The sequence below is a fragment of the Pseudaminobacter salicylatoxidans genome, assembly GCF_003148475.1.
GTDB lineage: Bacteria > Pseudomonadota > Alphaproteobacteria > Rhizobiales > Rhizobiaceae > Pseudaminobacter > Pseudaminobacter salicylatoxidans.
In genome coordinates this window covers 143,228-160,867 of sequence record NZ_QGGG01000004.1, presented here as the reverse complement: position 1 = coordinate 160,867, position 17,640 = coordinate 143,228, and the positions used below count along the sequence as shown (strand labels likewise).

Sequence of the window (17,640 nt, the reverse complement as noted above, 5' to 3'; positions counted from 1 at the left end):
GATCGTTAACCGGCGATGTGGAGCATGACAGCGGCGATGAAGACAGTGCAACGGCCGGCCGAGAAGGCGGTCGAGAGGAACGACACGGAAAAACGCAGCCGCAAGGCATCGAAGGAAACGCGGCAGTTGCAGCTCATAGAGGCAACGATCGATTCGCTCGCCAAGCGCGGCTATTCCGACACCACGATGGCCGATGTGGCCGATGGCGCCGGGCTGTCGCGCGGCATCGTCAACTTCCATTTCGAAAGCAAGGAAAGGCTGCTCGTCGCGACGTTGCAGCATATGTATGACGAATATGCCGCCCATTGGCGCACTGCGCTCGACAAGGCCGGCGGCGACGCCGCGCGGCGGCTCCATGCGCTGGTCGCGGCCGATTTCGACCGCTCGATCTGCAACAAGCGCAAGCTGGCGGCCTGGTGCGCCTTCTGGGGCGAAGCCAAATCGCGGCCGACCTATCAGGCGCTGAGCGGGGCGCGCGACAAGGTCTATCAGCAGACCATCGTCGACCTGTGCGAGCGGCTCAAGGACGAGGCCGGCTATGGCTACGACGTGGAAGCCACCGCGCTGGCCCTGAGCGCGATGCTCGAGGGCCTGTGGCTGCGCCTGATGATAGGCGCCGAGAACGTCACGCGCGAAAGCGCCTTCCGCGCGGCTGCCGACTATCTCGCATCGGTTTTTCCCGATCATTTCTCGCGGGGAGGCGAGGCACGGGAGAAGATCGCCTGACACCAAAAACAAGACCAAAGGATGGGAACGATGAAAACACGCACCAAACGGCTTTCGCTCGCGCTGGCGTTGACAGGGGTTCTGGCGGCGTCCGTGGCCGGGCTTGCGAGAGCGGCCGACGACAATCTGCTGGTCTTTGACTGGGCCGGCTACGAAGACCCCAGCTTCCATCCGAAATATGCCGGGAAATATGGAGATTCGCCGAGCTTCGCCTTCTTCGGGGAAGAGGAGGAAGCGTTCCAGAAGCTGCGTTCCGGCTTCAAGGCCGACCTCGGCCATCCGTGCTCGCAGAATGTCGTGAAATGGCGCGAGGCGGGGTTGCTGCAGCCGCTCGACACGTCGCGGATCGAAGGCTGGAGCGATCTCAACCCCGACATCATGGCGATGAAGGACCTTGTCACCAGCGATGACGGCAAGGTCTGGCTGATGCCCTATGAATGGGGCAACACCCAGCTCACCTACAACAGCGACAAGATCGATGAGAAGGACGTGCAATCGGTAAGGGCGTTCGCCGATCCGAAATTCGAGGGCCGCGTCTCGATCGGTGACAATGTGGACGACGCCTATGCGCTCGCCGCCATCGCCATCGGCCTCAGGAACGGCGCCGTGATGAACGACGAGCAGTTCAGGCAGGCGTCGGATTTTTTGCGGCAGGTGCACAAGAATGTTCGCCTCTACTGGGCCGACACCACGGAAATCGTGCAGGCGTTGACCGGCGGCGAGGTCGATCTGGCATGGGCATGGAACGATGCGGTGGCCCAGTCGGTGGCCAATGGCGTGCCGATCAAGGCCAGGAAGGATACGGACGAAGGCTATTCCACCTGGGTCTGCGGCTATGTGATGTTCAAGGATGCGCCGGGTAACAAGGACAAGGCCTATGATTTCCTGAGCGCGCTGAACGACCCGGAAGTCGCCAAGACGCTGGTGGGCGACTGGGGCTACGGCCACGCCAATGCGAAAGGCATGGCAGGCGTAGACCCGCAGGTGCTGAAGGAACAGGGCTACGAAACCGCCCAGGAAAGTTCGGACAGGATCTGGTTCCAGTCGCCGGTGCCGTCAGACCTCAAGCAGAAGATGATCGCCGAATTCGAGAAGATCAAGGCCGGCTACTGAGCAGCCTATCCCGGGACCCCTGTTGCTCCATGGTTGCCTTGTCCTGGATCAGCTCGATGCGATTGCCGAAAGGGTCGCTGACATGGCAGCGGCGCGTGCCGGCAATCGCATTGTCGGGCGTTATCGCGATGCCGGCGACTTCAAGACGTGCCGTGAGGGTGGCGAGATCATCCGTTACCAGGGCGGGATGCGCCTTGCGGGCCGGCACGAAAACGGCCTCCACGCCGAGATGGATTTTCACCGTGCCTGCCTCGAACCAGCAGCCTCCGCGTGCCGCGAGCGCTGGCGGCTTGGGCGTTTCGGGGATGCCGAGCAGGCCTTCATAGAAGCGCCGGGCTTCTTCCTCGCCGCCCGCCGGCATGGCGAGCTGGACATGGTCGAGCGCGGTGATCGTCATGCGGGCGTCTCCCTGTTTCGGTCAGGCAATTGCATTTGAAATGCCCCACCCCAAACCCCTCCCCACAAGGGGGAGGGGAACCCAGCTGCATGTCCGGCTGGCACTGATCTTCACCGTTTTGGCGACTATGGCGACGAAAATCATTCTCCTCCCCCTCGCGGGGAGGGGGTAGGGCGAGAATAGGGCGGAGTAGATTCATCAAGGCGGGAGGGAGTCCGTGACGCGGAAGTTTCCAGACCCTGCCGGAAATAACCGGCCGGTTCAATCGGCCAGCGCCACCAGCGCATCGGGATCATAGGCCAGCCGAACGGCCGAGCCGACGGGAATGTCGTCGGCGCCGAAATCATTTGTCTCGGTCACCGACAGCGGCTTTTCAAGCCCCGGAATTTCGACGATCAGATGGGTGATCTCGCCGAAATAATGGCGCTCGACGACCCGGCCGGCCACCTCGAATTTCGACGTCGCGTCGTCCCACAGCACGCGCAGTCGTTCCGGCCGGATGCCGAGCGTGGCCGACCCGCCATTGCGCGTGAAGGCCGGCGGCTTGTCTGTCCTGACGCGGCCGAAGCCGAGGGTGTCGACCACGATCGAAGCGCCGTTTTCCTCCACGATCTCGGCCTTGACGAAATTCATGCCGCCGAGGAAGTCGGCCACCTGGCGGTTCACCGGGCGCTGGTAGATTTCCTTGGGCGAGGCGACCTGCGTGATGCGCCCGCCGAACATCACCGCGATGCGGTCGGACATGGCGAGCGCCTCATACTGGTCGTGCGTGACGAGGATGAAGGTGATGCCCACCGCCTGCTGCAACCGGCGCAGTTCCACCTGCATCTGCTCGCGCAGTTTCTTGTCCAGCGCCGACAGCGGTTCATCCAGCAGCAGCACCTTCGGCCGCATGACGAGCGCGCGCGCCAGCGCCACGCGTTGCCGTTGGCCGCCGGAAAGTTCGTTTGCGCCGCGTTTGCCGAGACCGGTGAGCGACACCTGCGCAAGCGCCTCCTCGACGCGACGTCTTTCTTCCGTAGCGCCGAGCTTCAGGCGTTTTAGCCCATAGGCGACGTTCTGCTCGACATTGAGGTGGGGGAAGATGGCGTAGCTCTGGAACACCATATTGGTGGGCCGGCGGTTCGCCGGAATGCCTTCCATCGGCTGGCCGTCAATGGCGATTGTGCCGGTGGTCGGATTGTCGAAGCCGGCGATCATCCTGAGCAGCGTGGTCTTGCCACAGCCGGAGGGGCCGAGCAGCGAGAAGAACTCGCCCTCGCGGATCGTCAGCGAGGCGTCGTCCAGCGCCTTGAAGGCGCCGTAACTGCGGCTGACATGCGAAATCTCGATCATCGTTCGATCGCTGAGCGGGCGTTCGGGCAGGGGCAGGTCAGGCATGGGCGCCTCCGGTGTTCTGGGTGCGGCGCGCGGCGCGCCGGCGCAGCACTTCGGCGATGGTGAGAAGCAGGAAGGAGCCCACCAGCAGCACGGTGCCGAGCGCCAGAACGCCCGGCAGCTTGGAAGCGAAGCGCAACTGGCCCCAGATATAGATCGGCAGCGTCGGCTCCGTTCCGGTCAGGAAGAAGGCGATGATGAACTCGTCGAGCGAAATGGTGAAGCTGACGAGCAGGCTGGAGATGATGGCCGGCGCCACCATCGGCAGCGTCACCCGCCGGAAGGTGCCGAAGGCGCTTTCACCGAGATCGGCCGAGGCTTCCTCCAGGCTGCGGTCGAAACCCTCGAAGCCGGAGGTCAGCACGGAGAGCGAATAGGGAATGCATATCAGCACATGGCCGAACACCACGGTGATCAGTGACAGGCTGAGTCCGAGTTGCAGCATCACCAGAAGCATCGACACCGCGAGTATGATCTCGGGCAGCACCAGCGGCGCCATGATGAGCCCGTTGATGGCGCGCCGGCCCGGAAAGCGATAGCGGGTGATGGCGCGCGCCGCGCAGATGCCAAGCAGGGTGGCCAGAAGCGCCGCCGAAACCCCCACCATCAGGCTGTTCCAGGCGGCGTCGATCAGCGCCGGCGTATTGGGCAGGTCGCGATACCATTTCAGCGTCAGGCCGGTGAGCGGAAATTTCGGCGAAGCCGTGGTGTTGACCGAGAAGATCGGCAGGAACACCACCGGCAGATAGAGAAAGACGATGTAGAGGAAGGCGTAGGCCGGCAGCCAGCGTGACAGCATCCTGTTCATCATCGTCATCGTGCCAGCCTCGCAGCGGAGCGGATGATGAGCACGGTGGCCGCCGCCATCGCCGTCACCACCAGCATGGTGGTGACCGACAACGCTGCACCCAGCGGCCAGTTCGACGCCTTGCCGAACTGCGCCTCGATGGCGTTCGCGATCATCACGCCATCCTTGCCGCCGACGAGTTTTGGGGTGACGAAATCGCCCACCGTCGGGATCATGACGATGAGTATGGCCGAGACGACGCCGGGCACGGACAGCGGCAGGGTAACGCGCAGGAAGCTGCGCAGCGGGCCGTCGCCAAGATCGGTCGCGGCCTCGATCAGCGAACGATCGATCTTTTCCAACGACACGAAGATCGGCAGGATGGCGAAGGCGGCCCAGGCGTGGGTGAGCGTGATGACCACGGCGCTGGTGTTGTAGAGCAGCGCCGTCGATGGCTCGCTGGTGATGCCAAGCCCCATCAGCCCCGAATTCAGCACGCCATTGTAGCCGAGGATCACCTTCCACGACATCACCCGCAGCAGGTAGCTGGTCCAGAAAGGAATGGTGATCAGGAACAGCCACAGCCCCTTGTGCCGGCCGCCGTGGAACGAGATGTAGAAGGCGATGGGATAGGCCAGCACCACCGTGAAGAAGCTGACCAGCAGCGAGATCCACAAGGAGCGCATGAGAAGGTCGCGATAGATCGGCTCGGTCAGCGCGACGCGGTAGTTTTCCAGTGTGAAGGTGCGGTCGATCGTGAGATAGTTCTGCGTCCAGAAGCTGTGCGCCAGGATCACGACGATCGGAACGACGAGCAGCACCAGCGCATAAAGAAAGGTCGGACTGATCAGGGCAAATCCCTGTGCGGCTTCCGATTGCAACAGGGAAGAACGCCCGCGATGCCGCCTCAGTGGCAGAGGTGACGCGTCTTCCGCAGCCGCCGTCATTGGTGCGGCTTTCCCGCATATGCAGGCTCGAAAACGTTCTGCATGATCATCCCATTCTGCGTCGGCGTCATGGTTCCCGCATGCGCCCGCTTTTCATCATCATGAGCTTATCCGCGGATTGAAATCAAGCGATATTTCTGTGATATTGATTGAACGGATATTCAAAATAAACGAGGAGCGCACCTTCCTTCAACGCCGGAACGGCGTAGCGGGACGGGTGTCGGAAAGGGGAAGGGCATGGCTGCGGTACATGATATGATGGCGGCAAGGGCAGGCGATGCGCCAACCGGTGAGGACGCTGTGGAACTTGCCAGGCGCCATCTGGTGCAGCCCTGGCCGACCGCCGGCGAGATCGGCGCTGAAACCCGCAGCCTGATCGGCGAGGGCGAGGGCATATACATCACCGACAGCGACGGCAAACGCCTGATCGACGGACCGGCGGGCATGTGGTGCGTGAATGTCGGGCACCGTCGCGAGGAACTGGCCCGCGTCATGTACGAGCAGGCTATGCAGCTTTCCTACAACACGCCCTGGTACACGATGAACGAAGCTTCCGCCGTGTTGGCAGGGCGCATCGCGGGGCATGCGCCGGGCGATCTCAACCAGGTCTTCTTCACCACCGGCGGATCGTCGGCGGTGGAAAGCGCGCTGCGTTTCATGCAGTTCTACAACAATGTGCGCGGCCGGCCGGAGAAGAAGCTGATCCTGTCGCGCGGCGGCGCCTATCACGGCTCGACCTATCTGTCGGCCTCGCTCAACGGCCGCCCGCGCGACCGCGACTGGATGGATGGCGCCGACGATCTGGTGATCAAGCTGTCGTCGCCCGATCCGTTCCGCCGGCCGGCGGGCATGAGCATCGCGGCCTTCGCCGACAGTCTGGTGGCCGAGTTCGAGGAGACGGTGAAGCGCGTCGGCGCGGAAAAAATCGGGGCTTTCGTAGGCGAGCCCGTGCAGGCCTCGGGCGGTGTCATCGTGCCACCGGAAAACTATCTGCCGCGCATCCGCAAGATCTGCCGCGACAACGATATTCTCTATGTGTCGGACGAGGTCGTCACCGGCTTCGGGCGGCTCGGCCACGTATTCGCCTCCGAAGAGGCGTTCGGCATCGAGCCCGACATCATCACCTTCGCCAAGGGCGTGACCTCTGGCTATTTCCCGCTCGGCGGCATGGTGGTTTCCGAGCGCCTGCTGGAAGAGTTGCGCCGCTCCAACCATCCGACGGCCATGTATGCTCACGGGCTGACCTATTCGAGCCATCCGGTGGGATGCGCGGTGGCGCTGAAGAATCTCGACCTGCTCGAAGGCGGCATCCTTGCCCATGCGCGGGCAGTGACGCCCTATTTCCAGGCGCGGCTTAAGACGCTGGAGGAATTGCCGCTGGTGGGCGAGGTACGCGGGCTCGGCCTCATGGCCTGCGTGGACTGCGTGGCCGATCGCGAAAGCAGGAACCCGCTGGAGCTCGACCGCAATGTCGGCATGCGCATCGACGCGCATTGCCATGAACTCGGCCTTCTGGTGCGGCCGCTCATCAATATGTGCGTGATGTCGCCGCCGCTTACGATCACCAAAGAGCAGATCGACGATATGGTTTCGATCCTGCGCGAAGGCATTTCGCGCACGATGGATGAGTTGAGGAAAGAAGGCGTCTGGCGGGGGTGAGGGGAGCGACGCCGGTTTCTAGCGAATAAGGTCGGCCATCCTGGCTCCAAGCGCCTGTGCGAGGTCGTCCGGACGCATGCGGATTTGCAGGCCCCGCTGGCCGCCATTGAGGAAGATTTCGTCTTCCAGCGTCGCCATTTCCTCGATTGCCGCCGGCACCTGCCTGCGCTGGCCGAACGGGCTGATGCCGCCGACCTTGTAGCCGGTCAGCCGCTCGGCGTCGGCAGGCTTCATCATGCTGGCCGACTTGCCGCCAAAGGCAGCGGCGACCTTCTTCATGTTGACCTCCTGATCGGAGGGCACCACCACGCAAGCCGGCTTGCCATCGACCTCCACCATCAGCGTCTTGAACACGATGGAGGCCGGCACGCCCATGGCCCCGGCAGCCTGCAGCCCGACGCGATCGGCATTGGGATCGTAGTCATATGTTGCGAGGGTGAAAGACACGCCAGCTTTCGTCAGCGCCAGCGTAGCGGGTGTGGTCTTGGACATGCCTTTGTCTAGCAGAGCCGGCGTGGCCCGCAAGATGGAAGGCCGTCCGGCAGGCGGCCTCGGGTCCAGACCTTCCGAAACGCCCGCCGGCCAGTCCGCGCCTGACACTCGTCAGGCAAACACCATGTCGCTTGCTGCAACATAGCCATAGACAGGTTCATCCTGCGTGCTGAACAGCGCCAGAATTTTAATCCAGTCGGTGTCCTGATAACGCACTTCCGCCACGGCCTCGTATTGCTGGGTGTCGAAGCATCCAAGCGAGGCGGATGCGCTGTGAGGAAGCGCATGGATCGCAGTGGTCCGTCGGAAGCCGACCAGGGCTGCCGAATCCAGCTTCCTTTCCTCCGATAGCATCCGGTCAAGCTCCTGACTGAAATCGGTGATCTCCGATCCCATCGACTGGAGGCTTCCCGTGAAGTCTTTCCAGGGCTTGTAGCCTTTGAAGATCGCGGCGCCTTCCCCGTCGTCGTAGACGAATGTGGGTGACGCCAGATTCTTGAACCTGGGCTTGAAGCCTTCGGCGGCGATGAAATTGGCATCGTGGATCAGTTTCTCCACCTGCGGCGGGAAACTGGGCGCGGGGGTGTTGTCGACAAACGTCCGCTTGATCCCGTCAACATTGTTCAGCACGATGTCTGCCATCTGGCGGCGATGCTTCATCTGAACGGCATCGAACGGGACGAACCGAAGCTCGAATTTCAGCTTGCCGTCGAAATACTCATTCACGGAACGGCGGCAAACCGGGCACCAGGGGCCGCCGATCATATATACGCAATCCTCATATTCGCCGGATGTCGATCCCCAAAGGGCATGCTTGATATCCCAAAGCAGGGTCTGTGGCCAAACTTCGCATAGGGACTGAGCGAAGGACCGCCCGGGAAGTGAGGCGGCAAAAGCTGTCCCCGCCAGGCCTACCATCACGCTACGTCTCGTTTGCATCATATCTCCCCGCAATTCACGTCGCCCTGCAATATCCTGGTTTCCGTTTCTTTCACGGAACGAAAGACATCCCACTCCTCGAATCGTGCGTACGCCTGATCATCGGCGTTTACTTTCAAAAGGACCTGGGACGGGTTTTCGGAAATCGTATTTCGAAGCGTCAAAGAATTTTCTTCCCGTCCGAAGTGACCCGACCCGAAGAAAATAAGGTCCTTGCCGCCGTCGCCTGCGCACATCCAGAGTTCGTACTCGAGCGGGTTTTCCGACCGGGCCTTCTGGAGTTGGATGGCAATATCCTCTCCGTCGCGGCTGGCCTTGCTGACATAGACAATGTCGGCCGCCTGGACCGCAGGGCCGAGGCGGTCCCTGATCTCCCTGAGGGTTTCCAGTTCCGGCGATATCGCCCAGGCGCCCCAGCAGAGGCCGGCGCAGCCAAGGCATAGCTGAAACTTGTCGAAGAGGCTGAGTGCGGACCACTCGCCTTTCAGGAACATCAGTATTTTGGCCTGGTTAATCATCAATCCCCCACACGCACCACCGATTGAGCTTGTATGGGGAAGTTTCCCAAGAAAGGGTGAACCGGCTTCGCCGGAATTGCCGCCATACCAGCGGCAATTCCGGCGTGACGTTCTGCCTGTTTCGCGCCGCGGCCTGGCGACTATTTCTGCGCCCGCAGCGCTTCGTTGACGCTCGCCATCTCCGTCTCGTCTGGCGCCGTGTCGAGGTTCAGCACCGGAAGCTGCGCGCGCAGATGGTCATGGTGCGTGCGTACGCCATATTCGAGGTCGGAGAGATAGAAGCCGCCGAAGGCCTCCGACAGCATGGACTCATTCGACCAGACCGAAAGTTGCACGTCCTCCGACATGGTCTCCCGGTCGATGCGGTAGGACAGGTAGCGAGCGGCGGCCTGTTCGCGGCTTTCGTCGCGATAGCGGTAGATCGCGCCGCGCAGCAGCGTCTCGCCGGTCGAGAGCGGGAACTCCTGATAGAACTGCACCGTCTCCGGCATCACCGAGATCACCGCGTTGGGGAAAATGCCGTAATAGATCCAGGCCTTCTTCAGTCGCTCGGGCAAATGCTTCGGCTCCGGTGCGACATTCACATAGCGCGCGACGCTCCAGCGCCGCCCGGCGTGAGGATTGTAGGTGGCGAAGGAACGCGACACGCCGTTGACGAAGGGCTCGTCGTAATAGCTGGCGCCATAGAGGTCCTGCAACGCCGGGTGGGCCATGGCGACGTGATAGCCTTCGTTGTCGACATCGCGCACGGACTTCCAGTTGACCGGGCTGGTCTGCGTCCATGGCTCCCCGGTCGGCACCATGTCGGCGACGCGGTAGTGCGACAGTTCCTCCTCGAAGGGCTTCAGCAGCTCGGCCATCGAAGGTTGCGGGCCTTTGCGGAAACGGATGAAGATCAGCCCCATCCAGATTTCCAGGTCGAGCGGCACGAGGCCGAACTCGGTTTTGTCGAGTTCCGGAAAGGATTTTGGCCGGGCCGCACCGCGCAGCGTGCCGTCGAGATTGTAGACCCAGCCATGGAACGGGCATACCAGCGCGTTCCTGCAACTGCCGCGCACGTCGGCGACGACGCGGCTGCCGCGATGGCGGCAGATATTGTGGAAGCCGCGCACCACGCCGTCCTTGCCGCGCACCACCAGCGCGCGCTCGCCCACCACATCCATGGTGAGATAGTCGCCCGGCTCCGGCACGTCGCAGACGTGGCCGATGATCTGCCAGTGATTGCGGAAGATGTGTTCCCTTTCGAGCTCCAGAAAGGCCGGGCTGTGATAGGCCCATCCGGGCAGTCCGCGCCGATCCCAGTCATCGGGAACCCTGATATCGCGAATGTGCGGGTTCATCGTTCCACCTCTTTATTGAATTATCATTCAATACGATCACATTTATTGTTTAATTGCAATATGTTATGGAATTTTGATGGGTTCGTTCAGACCGTGCCGGCCGGCGCGGCGCGGAAAAAGACCCGAGATTTCCGGGTGTTAATCGACAGCGCAGGGCGCAAAAAAAGCGCCGGCTCGAAGGCCGGCGCGGAGGGGAGTGCTTTCGGTTTTTGTGTGTCCTGGGAGGATTTATTTCTCCGTCTCGGCCTTGATCTTGCCGACCTCGTCGGCGCTCATCTCGCCGATTGTGGTGACCTTGCCGTCCTTGATCTGCCACAGGCGGAAGGGGCCGGTGATGTCGCCATACTGGTCGAAGCTGACCGGTCCGATGACGCCTTCATACTTGATCGGCTTGTCTTCCTTGATGAGCTTCAGCGCCTTGGCGAATTCCTCCTTGCCGGCGTGGATCGGCTCGCCGTCGGCGGCCACGACTTCCGGGATCGCCGCCTTGATCGCCGCGGCTTCGGGCTTGCCGGCCTTGGCGATGGCGAGCGCCACGATGGCGCCGGCGTCATAGGAGCGGTCGGCCGCCGGCGCATCGGGCTTGATGCCGCCGGAGAAGGCTTCGAAATTGCCGTTGAAATATTCGGTCGAGGACGTCGGACTGGTGCCGGACGAGGTGCCATAGGCTTCGTTAAGGTACTGTGCACCGACGCTTTCGATGAACTCGGAAGAGTTCATGCCGTCGTTGAGCAGGAATTTCTGCGCGCCGCCGCCCGAGATCCAGGCGCGGGCGATGGTCGCGCCGTCCACCGGATAGCTGATCAGGTAGAGCGCTTCGGGGTCACCCTGCATGGCGGCACTGGCTTCGGAGGCGTAGTTGGCCTGCTTTTCATTGTAGGGCGTGTCGGAGGTGATGGTGCCGCCGAGCTTCTCGTAGGCCGCCTTGAACTCGCGCACCATGTTCACGCCGAAATCATTGTTGACGTGGATGATGGCGATCTTCTTGAGCCCCTGGTCGATAGCGTATTTGGCGGCCGCCGTGCCTTGTAGCGCATCGGACGTGATGGTGCGGAAGAACACGCCGTTGGTCTTGCCGTCGCGGCCGAGCTCGGTGAGCGTCGGCGAGGTCGAGGCGGGCGAGACCTGTACCACGCCGGCAGGCGCCGTGACCGAGGTGAGGATCGGGATCGACACCGACGAGATGATGCCGCCGATGATGACCGGCACCTTCTTGATGTTGACGAGCTGGGTGGCCTGGTCGACCGCGACATTGCCCTGGCTCTGGCTGTCGCGGGTGTCGGTCACCAGCTTGCAGCCGTCCACGCCGCCCGCCTCGTTGACGTCGCGAAACGCCATTTCGACGGCCTTGGCCCCGGCCTGGCCGTATTCGCCGGCAGGGCCGGTCAACTCCATGACGAGGCCGACCGGAATGTTGCAATCGGCGGCAAGCGCGGGCAGGGCCGAGGCGCCGAGCGCCGTCAGCAGGGTGGTGGCGAGAAGCATGTTGCGCATTTCAGTTCCCCTTGGTTGTGGCCACCGGCTTTCTGCCCGGATGCCGTTCCTGTTTCGATTTCAGGCTGTCTGTCGAGGGTGCGGCGCTCATGCCGCCCCCTTGTTGAGATTGTATTTCATGATCGCGCCGTGGCGGCCGTGTCGGTCGCGCTCCAGCGTGTAGACATCGCCTTCGATCCCGTTTGCATCAGCCAGCACGCCATTGATCATCTCGTGGTCCTCGCTTGTGAGTTCGAGGTCCGAGATCGCAAGGTTCGAAGGCAGGTGCGAGCGGTTGCGCGCGCCGACGATGACGCCGGCGACGCCCGGCCGCTCGAGCATGACAGCACTCGCCACCGTGGCGATGTCGGTGCCGTGCCGGTCGGCGATGCCGCGCAGGGTCTTCAGCAGTGTCTGGAACAGCTCCCAGCCGCCGAAATCGTCTATGATCAGCTTGTATTTGACCAGCGAGCGGTTTTCGAGGGCGCCGTCCGGCTCGCTCGCGCCCAGCCACTGGTCGCTGAGGAAGCCGCCGGCCACCGTGCCGTAGCAGAGGAAGGAAACGCCGTGATTGGCCGCCGCCGCCGCCATGCGCTTGGCGGGGCGGTTGTCGAGCAGCGAATACTGCACCTGCATCGACACCAGCGGCACGCCCGCCGTGACGATATCGACCATATGGTCGGTGTCGAAATTGGTGCCGCCGATGTTGCGGATCTTGCCGGCCTGGCGCAGTTCGCCCAGCCACTGCGCCGTTTCCAGCCAGCGCGGCGCGTCATAGTCCCACCAGTGGAACTGGACGAGGTCGAGCCGTTCGAGGTTCAGCCGCTTCAGCGACTGGTCGATGACGCCTTCGACATAGGATTTGGTGATGCGCGGCAGCACGTCGAGGTCGGGCACGAATTTGGTGTGCACCTTGATCTTGTCCAGCGCTTCCTGCCCGCGAACGTCGCGATAGTGCAGGCGGAAGCGGCCGATCAGCTCCTCCACGCCGGTGTAGATGTCGGCACAGTCGAAGGTGGTGATGCCGGCATCGGCGAAGGCCACCATGTCGGACACCGGGTCGTCGCTTACCTGCGCGCCGTGGCCGCTGGCCATCTGCCAGCCGCCACGGATGACGCGGGAGATTTCGTGGTCCGGTGTCAGTTTAGTTCTTTGCATGCTCTCAATCGTCCTCAAGCGGCACGGCGGTCGTCGCGGCATGGCTGAAGCGGCGCAGGCCGGTGCGGGTGATGCGGAAGCGAGAGGTGCAGTTGGGGTCCGGGCAGGCCACTTCCGCGTCGGTGGTCATCCAGTCGTTCTTGTGGGTCGGCCGCTGCTTGGCCGGCAGAAGCGGCAGGAGCGAGGCCAGCGAATAGATCGAAAAACCCTGGTCCGGCGGCATATGCAGCATCTCGCCGCGCAGTTCGAAATAGTCGCCCACCTTGGCGCCGCAATAGATGGCGCCGCCTTCGGGCGCGACCACTTCGACCCGCAGGTCGTAAAGCTCGAAGGAATCGTCCCTGGCGTCAGCCATTGTTCGTGGCCCTTTCTGCGGCTTCCCCAGAGTCGAGGCGGCCGCGAATGAGATTGAAGGAGCGGGTGATGTCGTCGGTCAGCGCCTTGACGGAGCCGGCGGTGTCACGGCGTTCCAGCGCCCCGATCAGCGCCCAGTGATGATGGGTCGCGGAAATGTCGCGGAACTCGTCGTGGATATGGGCGGCCGCCCGCACATAGGGCCCGGATTGCAGCCACAGGCTTTCCACGATCGGAATCAGCACTTCCGAGCCGGCGGCGCGGTAGATATAGAAATGGAAGGCGTGGTTCAGTTCGGACGTGGCCTGCGCCTTGTCGATCTCGTCGTCATGGCTGCGGAAGGCTTCCTCGCAGGCGACCGTCAGTTCCTTCAGCCGGACAAAATCGTCGTCCGTGAGGTTCGGCACGGCCAGCGCCGTGATCTGGCCTTCGATCAGGCAGCGGGCGCGGGCGAGGTCTTCCAGCCGCTCGCGGTCGATGAGAGGCACGCGCACCGAGCGGTTGGGCAGCGCCTCCAGCGCCTTTTCCGATACCAGCCGGCCCAGCGCTTCGCGCACCGGCATGGTGCTGGTCTGAAGCGTTCCCGCCAGATCCTGGATGCGCAGCATCTCGCCGGCGTCGAACATGCCGTAGATCAGCGACCGGCGCAGCTCGGCATAGACGCGGTCCTGCAGCGTTTCGCGGCCGACCGGCGACAATGTGCTGCGACGATTGTTCATATACGCCGCTCCCGGCGGCGTGTGCCGTTTCGCACTGATTGCTGATGTTTCCGATCGGGCATGAGGACCGCCATTCGAAATTCGGATGCCGCAAGCTGTGCGGATGACAAATTTTTAGTTGCAATCGGGACCGGTGTAAAGTTTGATCAAACATCACCGATCAGAATTTGGTATCAGGAACCGGATGCCGAACACTCCCGCACATAACGGCCCGAAGGACATCGAAGCGCAGCCGCCGCTTATTGAGGCGCGCGATTTGGTGCGGAAGTTTGGCGGCGTGCGTGCCGTCGACGGCATGTCGATCACGCTGCGCCGTGGCGAGATGGCGGGGCTGATCGGGCCGAACGGGGCGGGCAAGACCACGCTGTTCAATCTTCTGGCCGGCAGCCTGAAGCCGAATTCAGGCTCGATCCGCATCGTCGGCCGGGAAGTGGCGCAGGAAGGGCCGGAGCGGCGTATTGCGCGCGGTGTCGGCCGCACCTTCCAGATACCGCGCCCCTTCGCCGAGATGACCGTGCTGGAAAACGTGCTGACCGGCGGGCAGGATCAGGCCGGCGAGCACATCTGGAAGAATTTTTTGCGGCCCGGCCGTGTCGCCGCGCAGGAAAAGGCGGCGGTGGAGAAAGCGCGCGCGCTGCTCGATTTCGTCACGCTCTCGGCGCTGGAGCATGAGCCCGCGCGGGTGCTTTCGGGCGGCCAGCGCAAGCTGCTCGAACTGGCGCGCATTCTGATGGCCGACCCGGAGGCTATCCTGCTCGACGAGCCGGCGGCCGGCGTCAATCCGAGCCTTCTGGAACTCATCATCGACCGCGTGCTGGAACTCAACGCGCAGGGCAAGTCGATTCTGCTCATCGAGCACAATATGGAGATGGTGGCGCGGCTGTGCGGGCGCGTCGTCGTCATGGCCACGGGCAAATATCTGACGGAAGGCGCGCCGGATGTGGTGGCGCGCGACCCGGCAGTCATCGAAGCCTATCTCGGCGGGGTCGCGGCATGACGGCGGCACTTTCCACGCGTGCGCTGGTCGCCGGTTACGAGCGCGATCTGCCCATCGTGCGCGGCGTCGATCTCGACGTGAAGCAGGGCGAACTGGTGGTGGTGCTGGGTCCGAACGGGGCCGGCAAGTCCACCTTCGTCAAGGCGATCGCCGGGTTGGTGCCGATCCATTCGGGCGCGACCGCGCTCGGCAGCCTCGACATCACCGCTGTCCCGGCGCATCAGAAGATCAGGCACGGCCTGGCCTTTGTGCCGCAGACCGAGAACATTTTTGGCACCATGTCGATCAATGACAATCTGCTGCTTGCCGCCAACATCCTGCCCAGGGAAAAGCGCGCCCGGCGCATTGCCGAGCTTTACGCCATGTTCCCCGACCTTGCCGCGCGGCCTTCGCTGCGCGCCGGCCAGCTTTCCGGCGGCCAGCGGCAGATGCTTGCGGTGGCGCGCGCGCTGATCGTCGAGCCATCGGTGCTGATCCTCGACGAGCCGTCGGCCGGTCTGTCGCCCAAAATCGTGGCGGACGTGTTCGCCCGGCTGAAAGAAATCAACGCCAACGGCGTCACCATCGTGCTGGTGGAGCAGAATGTGAAGGCAGCACTTGCCATTGCCGACCGCGCCGTGATCCTGGTCGAAGGCCGGTTGCGCCATGAAGGCCCGGCCGCGACGCTGGCCGACGACCCCATCGTCGCCGAGCTCTATCTCGGCGCGCGCCGCGAACCGAAGACGGTGACGCCATGAACCCGCAGGCACTCATGGACGGGCTGATCACCGGCTCGATGATCGGGCTCGGCGCCATCGGCGTGACACTGACCTATTCGATCCTGCGTTTCGCCAATTTCGCGCATGGCGAATTCATCGCCTGGGGCGCCTATATCGCGCTCGCCGTCAGCAGCGCGCTGGGCTACCTGTCCGGCGGCCTGCTTGCGCCCATCGGCCCGTTCTCCTTCGGCTGGTCGCTGCCTATCGCGGCGGTGGTGGCGGTCGCGCTTACCGGCGGGCTGGCGCTCCTGGTCGATGCGCTGCTTTTCGGCCGGCTGCGGGCGCAGCGCAGCACCGTCATCATCATGGTGATGGCAAGCTTCGGCGCGGCATTGACGCTGCGCAGCCTGCTCGAATTCATCTTCACCTCGAAACCGGCCTACTACACCAAGGCGCTGCAGATCGCGCTGCCGCTGGGCGGCGGCTTGCGCGCCACGCCCGACCAGATGCTGTCACTCGGGGTGGCCGCCGTGCTGGTGGTTGCGGTGCATCTCCTGCTTACGCGCACGGCCATTGGCCGCTCCATGCGCGCCGTCAGCGAAAACCAGCAGCTTTCCGGCGTCGTTGGCATCGACGTGCGCAAGGTGGTACGGATCGTCTGGCTGCTTGGCGCGGGGCTCGCCTGCATGGCCGGCATCATGGCCGGCTTGCTGGTCCAGATCCGCCCGCATATGGGCCTCGACCTGCTTTTGCCGCTGTTTGCCGCCGCGATCCTCGGCGGTATCGGCAGCGTGCCGGGCGCGATGCTGGCCGGGCTGATCGTAGGGCTGGCGGAAGCCTTCGCGGTGCAGATCGTCGGCGCCGAATGGCGCGCGGCGATTGCCTTCGTCATTCTTGTGCTGGTGCTTCTGGTGCGGCCGCAGGGTCTGTTCGGGAGGCCCGAATGAGCGTCGAACTGATCGGCTACGGCTGTTTCTTCCTCACCATGGCGCTGACCTATGCCATCATGTGCCTGGGCCTCAATGTGCAGTGGGGGCAGACCGGCCTGTTCAACGTCGGCATCGCCGGTTTCGTTGCTATCGGCGCCTATGTCTCGGCGCTTCTGACCACGCCCGATACCGCCAACCGCTTCGGCGGCTTCGACATGCCGATCCTCGTCGGCTGGCTGGGCGGGGCGGTCGCGGCCGCGCTGATCGCCTTCCTCATCGGCGCGCTGACGATCAGGCTCAGGGCCGACTATCTCGCCATCGCCACTTTCGGCGTGGCGGTGGCGGTACAGCTTAGCGCGCTCAATCTGGAGCGGATCACCGGCGGTCCCTTCGGCATCGGCTTCATCCCGCGCCCCTTCGGCGGTTGCGCGGGCGATCCGCTGCTGTTTTCGCTGTTCAATCTCGGCGTGCTTATCGTCGTGGTGGTGTTGCTCTATCTTGCGCTGGAACGGTTGGTGCGCAGTCCCTGGGGGCGTGTGCTGCGCGCCATCCGCGAGGACGAGACGGCGGCGCTGGCGCTCGGCAAGAGCGCGGTGAAATTCCGCCTGCAAGCCTTCGCCATCGGCGGCGGCATCATGGGGCTGGCGGGCGCGGTGCAGGCGCATTTCATCGGCTTCATCGCGCCGGAAAACTATCTGCCAATGCTGACCTTCCAGGTCTGGGCGATGCTGATCGTCGGCGGCTCGGGCAACAATCGCGGCGCCATCCTCGGCGCGGTGCTGGTGTGGGGGCTTTGGGCAGCCTCCGCCAGCGTGATTGCATCCCTCTTCCCGCCGGGCCAGCAGGCGCGCGCGGCCGCGCTCCAGATCGTCATGATCGGCGTCGGGCTTTGCGCCATCCTGCTGCTGCGCCCGCGCGGCATTCTGGGCGAGGAAAAGGTGGTGTCGCGCCATCTCGGCAAGCTCCCCCGCGCCCTGCGTCCCGGTACGAAGCCGGAAACTCCCAAGCAATGAACGG

General features: G+C 63.5%; 19 protein-coding genes. 7 read left to right on the top strand and 12 right to left on the bottom strand.

The window, feature by feature from the left end; translation table 11 throughout:
• Positions 1–36 precede the first annotated feature (36 nt).
• Entirely contained in the window at positions 37–726 is a 690-nt protein-coding gene (betI, locus tag C7441_RS07400; RefSeq protein WP_244916081.1) for a transcriptional regulator BetI, read from the top strand.
• Positions 727–756: 30 nt separating this feature from the next.
• The gene (locus C7441_RS07395; RefSeq protein ID WP_109612444.1) at positions 757–1,839 is read left to right on the top strand and encodes an extracellular solute-binding protein; all 1,083 of its coding nucleotides are present in this window, start codon (positions 757–759) and stop codon (positions 1,837–1,839) included.
• On the opposite strand, the gene C7441_RS07390 is transcribed toward C7441_RS07395, so the two are convergent.
• From C7441_RS07390 to C7441_RS07375, 4 genes are all read right to left on the bottom strand, one after another.
• The gene (locus C7441_RS07390) at positions 1,823–2,236 is read right to left on the bottom strand and encodes a VOC family protein (RefSeq protein WP_109612318.1); all 414 of its coding nucleotides are present in this window, start codon (positions 2,234–2,236) and stop codon (positions 1,823–1,825) included. The genes C7441_RS07395 and C7441_RS07390 overlap by 17 nt on opposite strands.
• Before the next feature lie 261 nt (positions 2,237–2,497).
• Complete coding sequence (locus C7441_RS07385) at positions 2,498–3,571, bottom strand: ABC transporter ATP-binding protein (RefSeq protein WP_109612317.1); 1,074 nt, start codon at positions 3,569–3,571, stop codon at positions 2,498–2,500.
• A 37-nt stretch (positions 3,572–3,608) separates the two neighbouring features.
• On the bottom strand, positions 3,609–4,430 hold the full coding sequence (locus tag C7441_RS07380) for an ABC transporter permease (protein ID WP_109612316.1): 822 nt from the start codon (positions 4,428–4,430) through the stop codon (positions 3,609–3,611).
• The gene (locus C7441_RS07375) at positions 4,427–5,347 is read right to left on the bottom strand and encodes an ABC transporter permease (RefSeq protein WP_109612315.1); all 921 of its coding nucleotides are present in this window, start codon (positions 5,345–5,347) and stop codon (positions 4,427–4,429) included. The genes C7441_RS07380 and C7441_RS07375 overlap by 4 nt, the downstream gene beginning before the upstream one ends.
• A gap of 237 nt (positions 5,348–5,584) precedes the next feature.
• On the opposite strand from C7441_RS07375, the gene C7441_RS07370 reads away from it, so the two are divergent.
• On the top strand, positions 5,585–7,006 hold the full coding sequence (locus C7441_RS07370; protein WP_109612314.1) for an aminotransferase: 1,422 nt from the start codon (positions 5,585–5,587) through the stop codon (positions 7,004–7,006).
• Positions 7,007–7,024: 18 nt separating this feature from the next.
• On the opposite strand, the gene ybaK is transcribed toward C7441_RS07370, so the two are convergent.
• From ybaK to C7441_RS07330, 8 genes are all read right to left on the bottom strand, one after another.
• Complete coding sequence (ybaK, locus tag C7441_RS07365) at positions 7,025–7,498, bottom strand: Cys-tRNA(Pro) deacylase (protein ID WP_109612443.1); 474 nt, start codon at positions 7,496–7,498, stop codon at positions 7,025–7,027.
• A gap of 111 nt (positions 7,499–7,609) precedes the next feature.
• Positions 7,610–8,263, bottom strand: coding sequence for a hypothetical protein (locus tag C7441_RS07360; RefSeq protein ID WP_109612313.1), 654 nt, complete (start codon positions 8,261–8,263; stop codon positions 7,610–7,612).
• Positions 8,264–8,436: 173 nt separating this feature from the next.
• Positions 8,437–8,955, bottom strand: coding sequence for a hypothetical protein (locus tag C7441_RS07355; protein WP_109612312.1), 519 nt, complete (start codon positions 8,953–8,955; stop codon positions 8,437–8,439).
• A 140-nt stretch (positions 8,956–9,095) separates the two neighbouring features.
• A complete protein-coding gene (locus C7441_RS07350) occupies positions 9,096–10,295 on the bottom strand; it encodes an aromatic ring-hydroxylating oxygenase subunit alpha (RefSeq protein ID WP_109612311.1) in 1,200 nt (399 codons plus the stop codon).
• 228 nt (positions 10,296–10,523) lie between these two features.
• The gene (locus tag C7441_RS07345) at positions 10,524–11,789 is read right to left on the bottom strand and encodes an ABC transporter substrate-binding protein (RefSeq protein ID WP_109612310.1); all 1,266 of its coding nucleotides are present in this window, start codon (positions 11,787–11,789) and stop codon (positions 10,524–10,526) included.
• Between the two features lie 87 nt (positions 11,790–11,876).
• A complete protein-coding gene (locus C7441_RS07340) occupies positions 11,877–12,926 on the bottom strand; it encodes an aldo/keto reductase (protein WP_109612309.1) in 1,050 nt (349 codons plus the stop codon).
• Positions 12,927–12,930: 4 nt separating this feature from the next.
• On the bottom strand, positions 12,931–13,281 hold the full coding sequence (locus C7441_RS07335; RefSeq protein WP_109612308.1) for a TIGR04076 family protein: 351 nt from the start codon (positions 13,279–13,281) through the stop codon (positions 12,931–12,933).
• On the bottom strand, positions 13,274–13,999 hold the full coding sequence (locus tag C7441_RS07330; RefSeq protein ID WP_109612307.1) for a GntR family transcriptional regulator: 726 nt from the start codon (positions 13,997–13,999) through the stop codon (positions 13,274–13,276). The genes C7441_RS07335 and C7441_RS07330 overlap by 8 nt, the downstream gene beginning before the upstream one ends.
• Positions 14,000–14,183: 184 nt before the next feature.
• Here C7441_RS07330 and C7441_RS07325 point away from each other — a divergent pair, with 184 nt between their 5' ends.
• From C7441_RS07325 to C7441_RS07310, 4 genes are read left to right on the top strand one after another with little or no spacing between them, the layout of a single operon-like run.
• Positions 14,184–14,996, top strand: coding sequence for an ABC transporter ATP-binding protein (locus C7441_RS07325; protein WP_109612306.1), 813 nt, complete (start codon positions 14,184–14,186; stop codon positions 14,994–14,996).
• The gene (locus C7441_RS07320) at positions 14,993–15,733 is read left to right on the top strand and encodes an ABC transporter ATP-binding protein (RefSeq protein ID WP_109612305.1); all 741 of its coding nucleotides are present in this window, start codon (positions 14,993–14,995) and stop codon (positions 15,731–15,733) included. The genes C7441_RS07325 and C7441_RS07320 overlap by 4 nt, the downstream gene beginning before the upstream one ends.
• Positions 15,730–16,641 carry a branched-chain amino acid ABC transporter permease gene (locus C7441_RS07315; protein ID WP_109612304.1) on the top strand — a complete coding sequence of 304 codons (912 nt, stop codon included), beginning with the start codon at positions 15,730–15,732 and terminating at the stop codon, positions 16,639–16,641. Before C7441_RS07320 ends, C7441_RS07315 begins: the two co-directional genes overlap by 4 nt.
• Positions 16,638–17,636: a branched-chain amino acid ABC transporter permease gene (locus C7441_RS07310; RefSeq protein ID WP_109612303.1), complete on the top strand. Its 999-nt coding sequence runs from the start codon at positions 16,638–16,640 to the stop codon at positions 17,634–17,636. Before C7441_RS07315 ends, C7441_RS07310 begins: the two co-directional genes overlap by 4 nt.
• Positions 17,637–17,640 lie beyond the last annotated feature (4 nt).

What these genes read in the sequence shown, in the direction of transcription:
- C7441_RS07310 (WP_109612303.1), top strand. Translation starts at nt 16,638, where the DNA reads ATGAGCGTCGAACTGATCGGCTACGGCTGTTTCTTCCTCACCATGGCG.
- C7441_RS07385 (WP_109612317.1), bottom strand. Translation starts at nt 3,571, where the DNA reads ATGATCGAGATTTCGCATGTCAGCCGCAGTTACGGCGCCTTCAAGGCG.
- C7441_RS07335 (WP_109612308.1), bottom strand. Translation starts at nt 13,281, where the DNA reads ATGGCTGACGCCAGGGACGATTCCTTCGAGCTTTACGACCTGCGGGTC.
- C7441_RS07315 (WP_109612304.1), top strand. Translation starts at nt 15,730, where the DNA reads ATGAACCCGCAGGCACTCATGGACGGGCTGATCACCGGCTCGATGATC.
- C7441_RS07340 (WP_109612309.1), bottom strand. Translation starts at nt 12,926, where the DNA reads ATGCAAAGAACTAAACTGACACCGGACCACGAAATCTCCCGCGTCATC.
- C7441_RS07370 (WP_109612314.1), top strand. Translation starts at nt 5,585, where the DNA reads ATGGCTGCGGTACATGATATGATGGCGGCAAGGGCAGGCGATGCGCCA.
- C7441_RS07390 (WP_109612318.1), bottom strand. Translation starts at nt 2,236, where the DNA reads ATGACGATCACCGCGCTCGACCATGTCCAGCTCGCCATGCCGGCGGGC.
- C7441_RS07345 (WP_109612310.1), bottom strand. Translation starts at nt 11,789, where the DNA reads ATGCGCAACATGCTTCTCGCCACCACCCTGCTGACGGCGCTCGGCGCC.
- betI (WP_244916081.1), top strand. Translation starts at nt 37, where the DNA reads ATGAAGACAGTGCAACGGCCGGCCGAGAAGGCGGTCGAGAGGAACGAC.
- C7441_RS07325 (WP_109612306.1), top strand. Translation starts at nt 14,184, where the DNA reads ATGCCGAACACTCCCGCACATAACGGCCCGAAGGACATCGAAGCGCAG.
- C7441_RS07355 (WP_109612312.1), bottom strand. Translation starts at nt 8,955, where the DNA reads ATGATTAACCAGGCCAAAATACTGATGTTCCTGAAAGGCGAGTGGTCC.
- ybaK (WP_109612443.1), bottom strand. Translation starts at nt 7,498, where the DNA reads ATGTCCAAGACCACACCCGCTACGCTGGCGCTGACGAAAGCTGGCGTG.
- C7441_RS07360 (WP_109612313.1), bottom strand. Translation starts at nt 8,263, where the DNA reads ATGATCGGCGGCCCCTGGTGCCCGGTTTGCCGCCGTTCCGTGAATGAG.
- C7441_RS07375 (WP_109612315.1), bottom strand. Translation starts at nt 5,347, where the DNA reads ATGACGGCGGCTGCGGAAGACGCGTCACCTCTGCCACTGAGGCGGCAT.
- C7441_RS07330 (WP_109612307.1), bottom strand. Translation starts at nt 13,999, where the DNA reads ATGAACAATCGTCGCAGCACATTGTCGCCGGTCGGCCGCGAAACGCTG.
- C7441_RS07320 (WP_109612305.1), top strand. Translation starts at nt 14,993, where the DNA reads ATGACGGCGGCACTTTCCACGCGTGCGCTGGTCGCCGGTTACGAGCGC.
- C7441_RS07350 (WP_109612311.1), bottom strand. Translation starts at nt 10,295, where the DNA reads ATGAACCCGCACATTCGCGATATCAGGGTTCCCGATGACTGGGATCGG.
- C7441_RS07380 (WP_109612316.1), bottom strand. Translation starts at nt 4,430, where the DNA reads ATGACGATGATGAACAGGATGCTGTCACGCTGGCTGCCGGCCTACGCC.
- C7441_RS07395 (WP_109612444.1), top strand. Translation starts at nt 757, where the DNA reads ATGAAAACACGCACCAAACGGCTTTCGCTCGCGCTGGCGTTGACAGGG.